The sequence below is a fragment of the Paenibacillus lemnae genome (genome assembly GCF_012933385.1).
GTDB classification, from domain to species: Bacteria; Bacillota; Bacilli; order Paenibacillales; family Paenibacillaceae; genus Paenibacillus_AQ; species Paenibacillus_AQ lemnae.
Genome location: NZ_JABBPN010000003.1, coordinates 240,035 through 252,297 on the forward strand (window position 1 = coordinate 240,035; position 12,263 = coordinate 252,297).

Consider the following 12,263-nt stretch of genomic DNA (forward strand, 5'->3'; position numbering starts at 1 on the left):
CTTTCATTCATTTCTACAAAAGGAGAGGGAGGATAACGTTCATGCTGCTTCAGATGGAGAACATTACGAAAATGTACGGCGGTTTCAGTGCCAACCGCAGTATTGATTTTTCCCTCCAGCCCGGCGAGGTGCACGCCATTGTCGGTGAGAACGGGGCGGGAAAAACGACACTGATGCGGATCCTGTACGGCATGGAACAGCCCACATCCGGGACCATACGTGTGGACGGCCGGGAAGTGACCTTTGACAGTCCTCTGGATGCGATCAAACAGGGGATCGGGATGGTGCATCAGCATTTTATGCTGTTTCCTTCTTTCAGCATTGCCGAGAACATCGTCATCGGAAGCGAACCTGGAAAAGCGTTGCGCTTTGACCGCAGGCAGGCTGCCGAAATTGTTAAAGGGCTGTGCGAGAAATACGGGATGAAAGTAGATCCGGAAGCTTCGGTCGGCAGTAGTGCACCAGGGGTACAGCAGCGTGTGGAAATTTTGAAAGTGCTGTATCAGGGCGCGGAGGTGATTATTCTGGACGAGCCGACAGGTGTGCTGACACCGCTGGAAGTCCAGGATTTACTTGCTGCGATCAAGATGCTCTCGAAGCAGGGAAAGAGTTTTATTCTCATCAGCCACAAGCTGAATGAAGTGCTTGATGTGGCAGATCGGATTACTGTACTGCGGGATGGTGCGGTAACAGGAAGTGTAGCTAAAGGGGAAACCGATGCCTACCAACTCTCCCGAATGATGGTCGGCCGTGAACTGAAAGAGCTGAACCGTACTCCCGCAGTGCCTGGAGACAAGGTGCTGGAGCTTTCCGGAATCGGGATCAAGGGTTCCCGAAGCAAGGCTGTGCTGGATGATATCTCACTATCCGTTCATTCCGGAGAGATTGTCGGAATCGCTGGCATCTCCGGGAATGGCCAATCGGAGCTGCTGCAGGTGATCTCAGGCTTGATGCAGCCGGATCAGGGCGTGGTCAGTCTGGGCGGCAAGGATGTTACAGGGCTCTCTACCCGCCAGATTCGTGAGCAGGGATTGGCGCACATTCCAGAGGACCGGTATGTGTGGGGAGCGAATCGTGAGGCAACGGTGCTGGAGACCGGACTGATGGGACATCAGCGCCGGATGCAGTCCAGAGGCTTTATGAAGGGCAGGGATATCCGCGAAATGGTATCACGCTGGGTCAGCAAGTTTTCGATCAAGACCGGATCACTCGCCACCAGTACCCAGTACTTGTCTGGCGGTAATCTGCAGAAGCTGATTGTTGCCAGGGAGCTGGAGCAGGGAACCCCGTTTCTGATTGCTGCGGAGCCGACACGCGGTGTTGATATCGGAGCGATGGAGACGATTCATGGCGAGCTGCTAAAGCGCCGGAATGAAGGGACTGGTATTCTGCTTGTGTCCTCGGAACTGTCCGAGGTGCTCAAGCTGTCTGACCGGATTCTGGTCATGTATGAAGGAAAGATTGCCGGAGAGCTGCGCGCAGAGGAAGCGACAGAAGAGAAGCTGGGTCTGCTGATGGCAGGAGGAAGTATACAATGAATAAATGGATGAAAATGCTGTCTCCGCTGGTTCAGCCGGCGGCTGCCGTGCTCGTCGGCCTGCTGGTTGGTGCGGTGGCTATTGTGATTGCTGGCGGCGAAGTCTTGGAGACGTATAAGGAAATGTGGAACGGTGCCTTTGGCGGATTTTATTTCCTGACCAATACGCTGTCCAGAGCCACGCCCATCATACTGGTAGGCCTGGGTGCGGCGTTTGCTTTTCGTGCAGGATTCTTTAATCTGGGTGCACCGGGACAGATGATCTTTGGCGCGCTTGCAGCCTCACTGGTCGGATTGTACATGCCGGGACCGGGATGGCTGGTCAGTATTGCCGCACTGCTTGCCGGTGTAATTGCCGGGGGCTTGTGGTCGGTCATGGCCGGATATTTTGATGCCCGGTTTGCTGTAAATCTGCTCATTTCGACACTGCTCCTCAATTACATTGCGGACCTGCTCGCCGGTTACCTGGTAGCTTATCCGCTGAAGGATACCTCAGGCTCTGCTGCGATGGCACAATCGGCAATGCTGGATAAAAGCGTATGGCTTCCCAAACTGTTTTCAGGCATGCCGCTGCATATCGGTTTTGTGTTTGCAGTCGTGCTGGCTGTCATCATCTACGTGCTGCTGAAGCGCTCGGTGATCGGCTATGAGGTCCGGATGCTTGGAGGCAATCCGCTCTTCGCCCTTTATGGGGGGATTAACCGGGGGACGATGATGCTGGGGGCTATGTTCTTCAGCGGCGGTCTGGCAGGTCTTGGGGGCGCGGTTGAGATCCTTGGCTCCCAGTACCGCTATATTGACGGAGCATTGACTACCGCAGACTATGCCTGGACAGGCATTATGGCTGCACTGCTGGCCCGTTCTCATCCGCTCGGCACACTCGCTGCGGCCCTTTTCCTGGCTGCATTGCAGACCGGCGGACAGGGAGTAGAACGGAATACCGAGGTGCCGCTTGAGGTAGGGGCCATCATTCAGGCTGCGCTCATTCTGTTCATCTCCGCCCGGTTCACCTATGATTTCCTGAAACGCAGAAAGGGGAGTAAGTCACATGGAACAGCTGTTTGATCTGGCACTGCTGAATACGGCTCTCCGTGTTCTGACTCCCATTCTGCTGGCTGCACTGGGAGGCGCGCTCTGTGCGCGAGTCGGACTGTTTAACGTCGGCCTGGAAGGATTCATGCTGCTGGGTGCTTTTTCCGCGATTGCGGGTAATTATTTCTTCGGGAATGTCCTGCTGGCCATCCTCTTTGCAATTCTGGTGGTGCTTGTCTTCTCGTTCATGTTCGCTTATCTCTCGATCAACCTGAAGGCCAACGTCATTGTGGTCGGGATCGCGATGAATGCCCTGGCTGCGGGGCTCACGACATTCAGCCTGCGGGCATTATTTGACGTCAAAGGCGCTTTCTATGATAAAGAGATGGTGGGGCTTCCCAAATGGAACATTCCGGTGCTGGAAGATATACCGGTCGTGGGTCCCATTCTGTCGGGACATACGCCGCTGGTGTATCTCGCCTTTCTGATTGCCGGCGTGATGTGGTATTATTTCTACCGGACGAAGAGCGGCTTCCGCTTTCTCGCATCCGGGGAGAATCCACTGGCTGCAAGCAGCCTGGGCCTTCGGGTGCAGCGGTACCAGTATGGTGCGGTGCTGGCGAGCGGGGTGCTCTGCGCTTTGGCAGGCGCCCAGCTGTCGCTCGGCCAGCTGACGATGTTTACGGAAGGCATGACGGACGGACGCGGATTCATTGCACTGGTGGCAACCATGCTGGGGCAGTCCGGTCCGCTCGGCGTTACGGCAAGCAGTCTGCTCTTCGGCTTCATGGAGGCGATCAGCATCCGGTTCCAGGGGCTTGCGCTGCCGACGCATTTTACACAAATGCTGCCTTATATCGTAACGATTGCCGCGATGTTCTTTTTCAAGGATAAAAGCTTCCTGAAGGACGCACAGAAGCAGGGCTCAAGCTCGAGGTAACCCTGTCTCAAAGGAGAGATACCTATGCATAATAAAGCGGAACGCTTGAAGAAAATGAAGCCCATGCCGCTCGGTAACCTGAGCGATGAGCAGCGTGACAAGCTGCCGCCCGGACAAGCACTGACCGAGAAGTTCCCGATTCTTCATGAGGGTGATGTGCCGGAGTACGATATGCAGGAATGGACACTGCGCATATTTGGTGAGGTGGAAGAAACGGTGACCTTCAGTTATGAGGAGCTGCTGTCCCTGCCGACCGTAACGGTGGATTGTGATATCCATTGCGTCACCCGGTGGTCCAAGTTTGATACAACATGGGAAGGCATTCTGTTCCGGGACTTTCTCAAGCTGCTGAAGGTAAAGCCGGAGGCGAAATACGTCATGTTCCATGCCGATCCGGATTACGATACGAACGTACCAATGGAAGATCTGCTGCGGGATGATGTGATGCTGGCTTACAAGTTCAACGGGGAACCGCTGACCAAGAAGCACGGCTGGCCGCTGCGAACCGTCGTGCCGCACCGGTATTTCTGGAAGAGCGCCAAGTGGCTGCGAGGAATTGAGTTTATGAAGGAAGACCGCCCCGGATTTTGGGAGAAGAATGGTTTTCATAACGAAGCAGACCCGTTCAAGGAACAGCGATTCAGCGGTGAAGCGCTGCCGATCCCGGAAGACGAATGGACACGTAAGGAGTATGACTGATATGCTGATGCCGATTTTGCAGGTGAATACGGAAGATATACCGCCGTACGCGATTGTGTGCGGTGACCCGAAGCGGGCGGAGAAAATTGCAGGTAAGCTGGAGGATATGCGGGAGCTGGCGTTCAGCCGGGAATACCGGACGTTTGTCGGCACCTATAAAGGTGTCAGGCTTGCGGTTACCAGTCATGGTGTAGGATCACCGGGAGCCGCGGTCTGCTTCGAGGAGCTCATCCGTGCCGGGGTTAAGACGCTGATCCGGGTTGGCACAGCCGGCTCGTATCATGCGGATGTACCGGCAGGAAGTCTTGTCATCAGCACGGCGGCGATCCGCACCGACGGTCTGACCCGTCAGCTCGTGCCGGACGGATTCCCGGCCGTTGCGGATAGCCGGGTGACCGAGGCGCTGCTGCAAAGTGCTATGGCGGCGGGTGAAGGCGTTGTGCGCAAAGGCATGACCGTCACGCTGGATGTATTCTTCAACGGTGTAGAGGAAGTGCCGCATCAGAAATATAAAGCGGCAGGTGCGCTCGGTGTCGAGATGGAGATCGCCGCACTGTATGTTGTCGCTGCACTGCGCGGGGTTCGAGCCGGGGCCATCGTCGCGATGGACGGCTTTGCCGACAGTGATCTGGCTGCCGAGTACGATCCGAACACGGATACGGTTGCCCGCGCGGTTGAACGCGAGATAGCAGCCGCACTGAATGCCGTGGCGGCGTTGGCAGACGAAGAGAACTAGATCTGCTTCTCGCTCAGTGATTGAGCAGTGAGCACTTTGAATAAGATTCCCAGCATGGTAACATACCGGCTGGGGATCTTTTTTTAGATGTGAAGCTAAGGCGTGATTTCTGATTTCGTATTGACATCGAAAATCAGGTATTGTTAAATAAAAGAAGTGTTGGCACTCGCGGCATGTGAGTGCTAAATAAAGATCACTTCCGTTCTGAAAGGAGATTCATCCATGGCTCAGAAAGAATTCAAAGCAGAATCCAAGCGATTGCTCGAAATGATGATTAACTCCATTTATACCCAGCGGGAAATTTTCCTGCGGGAATTGATTTCCAATGCCAGCGATGCGATTGATAAAATCTACTATAAAGCGCTGACTGACGATCAGCTGGTATTTAATAAAGAAGATTATTATGTACAGGTGACCGCAGACAAGAACAACCGGACCCTTACAATCACAGACACCGGGATCGGTATGAATCAGGAAGAACTGGAGAACAACCTGGGTACGATCGCGAAGAGCGGTTCCCTTGCGTTCAAGCATGAGAATGAAGCAAAGGACGGCCATAATATCATCGGTCAGTTCGGCGTCGGCTTCTACTCCGCATTTATGGTGGCAGACCATGTGACCGTAACGACGAAGGCGCTGGGTGCCAGCGAAGCGTACCGGTGGGAGTCCAGTGGTGCGGACGGTTATGTCATTGAAACTGCAGAGAAAGACAGCGTGGGTACCGAGATCGTACTGAAGATCAAAGAGAATACCGAAGATGACAGCTATGATGAGTTTTTGGAAGAGTACCGCCTGAAGGCGATTATCAAGAAGTATTCCGATTTCATCCGCTATCCGATCAAGATGGAAGTCAGCGGACAGCGTCCGAAGGAAGGTGCGGAAGGCGAGTTCGAGGAGTTCACCGAAGAGCAGGTTGTGAACAGCATGGTTCCAATCTGGCGCAAGAACAAGGACGAGCTGACCGATGAGGATTATGACAACTTCTATGCTGAGAAACGCTACGGCTTTGACAAGCCGCTCAAGCATATCCATGTTAAGGCAGACGGCGCGGTGGTGTACAATGCGATCCTGTTTATCCCGGAGAATACGCCGTTTGATTACTACACCAAGGAATACGAGAAGGGCCTGGAGCTGTACTCCAACGGCGTGCTGATCATGGACAAATGCGGCGATCTGCTGCCAGACTATTTCAGCTTCGTGAAGGGTATGGTCGATTCCGAAGACCTGTCACTCAACATTTCTCGGGAAATGCTGCAGCATGACCGCCAGCTGACCATGATTGCGAAGAACATCAAGAGTAAGGTCAAGAGTGCGCTGCTTAGTCTTTTGAAGGAAGAAAGAGAGAATTACGAGAAATTCTACGGCGCTTTCGGCAGACAGCTGAAGTTCGGTGTGTATAACGATTACGGTCAAAACAAGGATGTGCTGCAGGATCTGCTGCTGTTCCACTCCTCCAAGGAGAAGAAGCTGGTTACGCTGGACGAGTATGTGTCCCGTATGCCAGAGGACCAGAAGTATATCTACTATGCTGCAGGGGAGTCAATCGACCGGATTGAGAAGCTGCCGCAGACCGAGCTGGTGGCTGATAAAGGCTACGAAATTCTTTACTTCACGGACGATGTGGATGAGTTCGCGATCAAGATGCTCGTGAACTATAAGGAGAAGGAATTCAAGTCCGTCTCCAGCGGCGACCTGGGCATTGACAGCGAAGAAGACAACAAGGCGGAAGAAGCAGCCGAGAGCGATAACAAGGATCTGTTCGAGGCGATGAGCGGTATGCTGAGCGGTAAAGTGAAGAGCGTCAAGGCCTCGAAGCGTCTGAGATCGCATCCGGTCTGCTTGTCCACCGATGGCGATCTGTCCATCGAGATGGAGAAGATCCTGAGCCAGATGCCGAACAACCAGGGCATTCAGGCAGACAAGGTGCTGGAGATCAACATTAACCATGAGGTGTTCCAGTCCTTGAAGAACGCGCAGCAAAGCGACCAGGAGAAGCTGGCCCTGTACACCAACCTGCTGTACAACCAGGCGCTGCTGATCGAAGGGCTGCCGGTGTCTGACCCGGTTGAGTTCACGAACGATATTTGTAAAATGATGGTGTAATTACTTTTTGTGGCAGCCTTGCCTAGTCACTTGTTTGACCTTGATGTGTTTAAGCTAAATAATATGTATAACAGATCTCGCCCGCGCCTCTGCTTCAAGCGTACCAGGGCGAGACATTTTTATTTTATAGAGTGTTTCCATAATCGCAGGAGGCTGTACACCGAGATCTTATTTAATACGTCGCTGTTTTCTTCTTCTGCACACGATTTTGTACAATCGGGTTATGCGAGCATTGATTTTTTTCAATCGCCTGTTGATGCGCATGACTTTCTTAACAGGCGAACGCTTCCGTAAACCCTTTAGCCCTGACGGACCTTGAGGTCCGGGCAAGCCTTGTGCTCCTGTACTCCCCTGCAGTCCAGGTGCTCCAGGAAGCCCCTGTGCTCCAGGCAAACCCGGTGGTCCGGGAAGGCCTTGTACTCCCGGACTGCCTTGCGACCCAGACAGCCCCTGTGAACCACGTTCACCTTGTGATCCAAGCGGTCCTGGAAATCCTTGTGCACCAGGGGTGCCCTGCGCTCCTGTTGGGCCAAGGGGGCCTGCCGGCCCTGGTTCACCTTGCGGTCCTGGAGGCCCCGGAATCTGGATTTCTCCGATTTTTGCAATAAATGCATCGGAAGAACCGCCATTGAAGGAAATATCATATGCGCCGGGCGTAGCAGGAAAGTTGGCAGAGGCAGTGCTGCCTGTTACATAAGCGGTACCGTATGCATCTAAAATGATGCCTGACCCGAAATCTTGCTCGCTGCCTCCGAGGTAAGAAGAAAAGAGTAAATCGGACCCCGTTAAACTAACACGAGTCACAAATGCATCGCCGCCACCGTTGTAGCTGGTGTCAAATGCACCGGGAAGGGTAGGGAAATCAGAGGAGAAGGTGTTACCAGTTACATAAGCGTTCCCAAAGGCATCGACTGCGATGCTCGAACCTGTATCCAACTCGCTGCCTCCGAGATATGTGGAATAGATGAGGTCAGAACCGTTCGGATTCAGTTTCGTCACAAATGCATCAATGTTTCCGCTATAGGTGGTACTGAAAGCTCCGGATGTGGTAGGGAAATCGGATGAATAGGTACCGCCTGTTACATAAATGCTTTCTGATGCATCGACAACAAGCCCGAATCCAGCATCAGACACGCTGCCTCCGAGATATGTTGAATAGACGAGGGCGGATCCGGCCGGATTCATTTTCGTCACAAATGCATTATCACTACCACTTAAGATGGTAGAAAATGCGCCGGGAGTGGTGGGGAAATTATCTGAGGTGGTAATGCCTGTTACATAGGCATTGCCGAGAATATCTACTGCGATTCCGTATCCTTCATCAATCCCACTCCCTCCGAGATAGGTGGAATAAACAAGTGCGGAACCACTCGAGTTCAGCTTGGTCACAAAAGCATCTTCCAAGCCATTAAATGTGACATCATAAGCACCGGGAGTAGTAGGGAAATCATCCGATTGGGTTAATCCTGTCACATAAGCATTTCCCGATTCATCTACCGCAATACTGTAACTTATATCAATATTGCTCCTGCCTCCGAGATAGGTAGAGTAGACAAGTGCTGAGCCGTTCGAATTCAATTTAGTTATAAATGCATCGCTTTCCCCGCTTGTATCGAACGCGCCGGGAGTGGTAGGGAAATCCGGAGAATTTGTGTAGCCTGTTATGTAGGCATTCCCCATAACATCCACCGCGATGCTGTTGCCTTCATCAATTGCATCGCCTCCGATATAGGTGGAATAGACTAGAGCAGTCCCGTTTGGATTTAGCTTTGTCACAAATACATCGCTTCCGGTATTAGGGGTAGTATCAAATGCGCCTGGTGTAGTGGGGAAATTGATGGAGTCGGTAGTACCTGTTACGAACGCGTTACCGGAGGCGTCCAGCGCGATGCCTGAACTAGAATCATAACCAGCACCTCCAAGATAGGTGGAATAGAGAAGAATCGGATCAATGATCAACGGGTATCCGGGCTCTATCTCCTCCGTTATCTCAAACCCGATGCTTCTGCTCCCATCTAGTTCCGATTGAATCATATAATGACAGCCAACTTGTTTCTGCCCGCTTCCAATTTCCTGATAGGCATATGGTTTAAGATCTGTAAAAGTTCCAAAGGGAGTTTCGATTAATAAGTTTCCATACTTATCCAAATGAATGCTGTCTGCGCCATCATAGAGGAACCGGACATCCTTGACGCGGCTGCCTGGCTGCAGCACGACATCATATTTAAGCTTTCCTTCGGATCCTTGGAACACGATGTCAATACCTGGCCAAACCTGCCGATAAATGATTTTCTGGTACAGCGGCAGGTTTGTATAATAGTTCTGAGGATCCTTGCCATACAGAAAATTGATATTTCCAGTGAGAGGAAGTGCACCTTCTATTGCTGCACCGGAAGAAGCATTTACAAACCGCCAGGCGAGAGTAACGCCTTTGATCCGCCGCTCTTTTTCTCGTTCATCCTGCCCTTTTGAGAAACGATAGGTCCTTGCTCTGCGGCAGAATGAAGGGAGAGGATCAGTCTCGAAAAAAGTCATCCAAATCTGATTTAGTGTAAAAGCGAATTGAAAATTTTTTCCTTGCGAGTAAAATAAGATCTGGTTATCCCTTTGGCCTGCATTAGGGATAAACGCTGGTGGCAGCTTCCCGTACGCTTCCAGTAGGCGCTGTTTTTGATGTTCACAAGGACACATCGAAATCATCCTTCCCGAAGGTTTATTCACAGCAGTATACATTCATTGCAAAGGACCTTATTTGCGGATTTTGCAAGATAGAATAATATATCAAACCACATCCGCCGCCAACACAGCCAGCGGGCCATTCTCCGCGATGATGGGCTGGAGGGTGTATACCGAGATCGGAAACATTGGGATGCCGACGTAATAGGGCGTGATGGCGTACAGCGGATAAAAAAGCACCAACGCTTTATCGGCCAGATAGAAATCCTGATCACGCTGCACGGTGACCGGATTGTTAAGTACCGGCAGATTCCGTTCCTTGATCTGGCGATTGACCTCGGCGATCAATACGGCTTCATAATTGGAGCCCGGTTTAAACAAATCACTCAGACGGTACAGCTGTCCTGAAGCTGTGGAGAAGGTCAGTCCTTTAGCTGCAGTATACCCATGCGCCATTGGCGTTGAATAGGTGTAATTACTGAGCAGCAGGCTGAGAATGCCGCGTTCGTTTGTTTTGATCTCATAATGCACGGTGATCTGTGGGTTGGTGCCGGTTTGCACAGTCTGCTGGATTCGCTCCATCTCCTGCAGGGTCATCGTAATGGTGCGGTTGATCCGCTCCTCAGCCTGGCGGCTGGCAAGCCCCCGCACCTGGGGATACTGGATAAATACATTCGGCCTTGAATAAGTCATGGTCTGGATCTGTACCGGCGGTTCATATGGGCTCATGGCACTTCGCTCCCGTTCGAAATTGATACATCAGCCTATGTCACAGAACTGAGATCGGTTCACCAATAAGAAAAGCAGCATCCGCGAAGGGATGCTGCTTTTCTGCCGGATATGTAAAAAGAGGCGGCACACCCACCCCTCACGTGTATCTGGCCAGCATGCTGCTCAGCTGCTGCCTCATCTCATCGATAAGCTCCGGGGGACCGACCACCTGGGCTTCATCCCCCAGCCCGATGAAGAAGCGGGCGAAATATACCATTTCACTTGCCGGTACAGACTGACGGATGGCACCAGACCCATCCTCATACTTGATCACTTGAGGAGCCGGACGCAGTTCGGCTTCACAGCGCTCGACCCCTTCGGAAGTGAGGTCGACTTCAAGAAGTATGGTGCGCATACTTCTCTCCAAGAACTGCTCCCAGTTCCCCAAGTGAATATGCCGATGATCCATAGGGGTTTGTCCGGTAGGATCGGCCGCAGCAGAGGTAATCCGGTCACACCGGAACAGGCGGAAATCCTGCCTGAGAAAGCAGTACGAGGGACAGTACCAGAACCCGCTGCTGGCGAAGATTCCGATGGGCTGAATCAATCGCTGTGACACATCACTGCCGGATGTATATTGGATCTGGATTACGTTTTGATACACAGCGGCTTCCATCAGAACAGATAAACAGGGTGCCTGCTGCTGTCTCGTGGGCGTATAAATATCCACCCGGTTTTTAATCTGGTCGATCCGGTCCCGAACATCCCCTGGCATGTAGAGATAAAATTTATGCAGTGCTGCTGCAGACTCCTTCTCAAACGGCATGAACAAATAATGGCGCAGCGCATGGCTGGCAAAAAACATAGCCACGGCTTCATCCTCCCCGAAGGCAATGGGCGGCAAAATCCGCTCATTCAGCACCTGATAGCCGCCATGGGGTCCCACCTCTGAATAGAGAGGGACTCCAAGCTCGCTCAGTTCCTGTAAATCCCGCAGAATGGTCCTTTTGGATACGCCGAACTGGTCTGCCAGCTCCTTCACCGTAAATTTTCGCATCCGGTTAACGGTCAGCATCAGCTCCAGCAGCCGTTTGGATTTCGACATCGTGATAGATCCCCCTTATAAATATCCGTAACCATGACAATAACTGTCACTATTATACGCTATAATGAGAAGCATACCTGGATCACAAACTAACTTTGTATACAACCCTTATGGTATGAAACGAAAATAAAGGAGTGTTGGATCATGAATGCCGCCAAAGAAATGAAAAAGCTGTTGTTTGAAGAACTGGAGCTGATTGTCCGGACGACGTCAAACCTGATGACGAAGATCAAAGCAGAGGATTGGGAGTACAGACCCGCCGCGAACATGAGAAGCCTGGAAGAACTGGCTCAGCATCTCGCGGGGGTTCCTTCCGTAGATCTGGAGATTCTGCATGAAAAGAGCGAACCGGACATTCGGGCGCTGGAGCGGGAGATTAACGAGGCGGGACGGGATGCAGACAAGCTGATCGGCTGGCTGCGCAGAGGGACGGACGACCTCAAAGCCTATATGGAGTCGCTGAGTGACGAGGATTTCCTGAACAAGCAGACCAAGCCGTTTTATTTGGATCATGGTCCGGTTCAAGCCAAGTGGCTGATCGAGATTGTCACACACGCCCAGCATCACAGGGCTCAGCTGTTTAATTATCTCAAGGCCCAAGGATATGATATTAACATGTTTGATCTGTATTAATACCTCCAACCTTTACATAAGGCCGGCCATCCGCCGGTCTTTTTGACATCCTGTTCCGAATAAAAATTAAAACTGATTACTAAAATGGAAC

At 52.0% G+C, this 12,263-nt stretch carries 10 protein-coding genes; 7 read left to right on the forward strand and 3 right to left on the reverse strand.

Annotated features, from left to right (window positions below; translation table 11 throughout):
- The first annotated feature begins 41 nt into the window (after positions 1-41).
- The 6 genes from HII30_RS04730 to htpG all read left to right on the forward strand — a co-directional run bounded on the left by HII30_RS04730 (position 42) and on the right by htpG (position 7,047).
- Positions 42-1,538, forward strand: a complete 1,497-nt coding sequence (locus HII30_RS04730; RefSeq protein ID WP_169503853.1) for an ABC transporter ATP-binding protein — start codon at positions 42-44, stop codon at positions 1,536-1,538.
- Positions 1,535-2,602, forward strand: coding sequence for an ABC transporter permease (locus HII30_RS04735; RefSeq protein ID WP_169503854.1), 1,068 nt, complete (start codon positions 1,535-1,537; stop codon positions 2,600-2,602). Before HII30_RS04730 ends, HII30_RS04735 begins: the two co-directional genes overlap by 4 nt.
- Positions 2,586-3,509: an ABC transporter permease gene (locus tag HII30_RS04740; RefSeq protein ID WP_169503855.1), complete on the forward strand. Its 924-nt coding sequence runs from the start codon at positions 2,586-2,588 to the stop codon at positions 3,507-3,509. The genes HII30_RS04735 and HII30_RS04740 overlap by 17 nt, the downstream gene beginning before the upstream one ends.
- 24 nt (positions 3,510-3,533) lie before the next feature.
- Positions 3,534-4,208 (forward strand): sulfite oxidase-like oxidoreductase, encoded by a 675-nt coding sequence (locus tag HII30_RS04745; protein WP_169503856.1) that lies wholly within the window; start codon positions 3,534-3,536, stop codon positions 4,206-4,208.
- Position 4,209: 1 nt separating this feature from the next.
- A complete protein-coding gene (locus HII30_RS04750) occupies positions 4,210-4,944 on the forward strand; it encodes a nucleoside phosphorylase (RefSeq protein WP_169504093.1) in 735 nt (244 codons plus the stop codon).
- 222 nt (positions 4,945-5,166) lie between these two features.
- Positions 5,167-7,047, forward strand: coding sequence for a molecular chaperone HtpG (htpG, locus tag HII30_RS04755; RefSeq protein ID WP_169503857.1), 1,881 nt, complete (start codon positions 5,167-5,169; stop codon positions 7,045-7,047).
- 168 nt (positions 7,048-7,215) lie between these two features.
- On the opposite strand, the gene HII30_RS04760 is transcribed toward htpG, so the two are convergent.
- The 3 genes from HII30_RS04760 to HII30_RS04770 form a co-directional block, all read right to left on the reverse strand.
- On the reverse strand, positions 7,216-9,780 hold the full coding sequence (locus HII30_RS04760; protein WP_484549377.1) for an SBBP repeat-containing protein: 2,565 nt from the start codon (positions 9,778-9,780) through the stop codon (positions 7,216-7,218).
- A gap of 48 nt (positions 9,781-9,828) precedes the next feature.
- On the reverse strand, positions 9,829-10,452 hold the full coding sequence (locus tag HII30_RS04765; RefSeq protein WP_169503859.1) for a DUF3298 and DUF4163 domain-containing protein: 624 nt from the start codon (positions 10,450-10,452) through the stop codon (positions 9,829-9,831).
- Positions 10,453-10,591: 139 nt separating this feature from the next.
- A complete protein-coding gene (locus tag HII30_RS04770) occupies positions 10,592-11,539 on the reverse strand; it encodes a helix-turn-helix transcriptional regulator (RefSeq protein WP_169503860.1) in 948 nt (315 codons plus the stop codon).
- Positions 11,540-11,683: 144 nt separating this feature from the next.
- On the opposite strand from HII30_RS04770, the gene HII30_RS04775 reads away from it, so the two are divergent.
- A complete protein-coding gene (locus tag HII30_RS04775; RefSeq protein WP_169503861.1) occupies positions 11,684-12,172 on the forward strand; it encodes a DinB family protein in 489 nt (162 codons plus the stop codon).
- Positions 12,173-12,263 lie beyond the last annotated feature (91 nt).

Excerpts from the sequence above, each read along its gene's own strand:
- HII30_RS04770 (WP_169503860.1), bottom strand. The coding sequence starts at position 11,539 with ATGTCGAAATCCAAACGGCTGCTGGAGCTGATGCTGACCGTTAACCGG.
- HII30_RS04760 (WP_484549377.1), bottom strand. The coding sequence starts at position 9,780 with ATGTATACTGCTGTGAATAAACCTTCGGGAAGGATGATTTCGATGTGT.
- HII30_RS04740 (WP_169503855.1), top strand. The coding sequence starts at position 2,586 with ATGGAACAGCTGTTTGATCTGGCACTGCTGAATACGGCTCTCCGTGTT.
- HII30_RS04775 (WP_169503861.1), top strand. The coding sequence starts at position 11,684 with ATGAATGCCGCCAAAGAAATGAAAAAGCTGTTGTTTGAAGAACTGGAG.
- htpG (WP_169503857.1), top strand. The coding sequence starts at position 5,167 with ATGGCTCAGAAAGAATTCAAAGCAGAATCCAAGCGATTGCTCGAAATG.
- HII30_RS04730 (WP_169503853.1), top strand. The coding sequence starts at position 42 with ATGCTGCTTCAGATGGAGAACATTACGAAAATGTACGGCGGTTTCAGT.
- HII30_RS04750 (WP_169504093.1), top strand. The coding sequence starts at position 4,210 with ATGCTGATGCCGATTTTGCAGGTGAATACGGAAGATATACCGCCGTAC.
- HII30_RS04765 (WP_169503859.1), bottom strand. The coding sequence starts at position 10,452 with ATGAGCCCATATGAACCGCCGGTACAGATCCAGACCATGACTTATTCA.
- HII30_RS04735 (WP_169503854.1), top strand. The coding sequence starts at position 1,535 with ATGAATAAATGGATGAAAATGCTGTCTCCGCTGGTTCAGCCGGCGGCT.
- HII30_RS04745 (WP_169503856.1), top strand. The coding sequence starts at position 3,534 with ATGCATAATAAAGCGGAACGCTTGAAGAAAATGAAGCCCATGCCGCTC.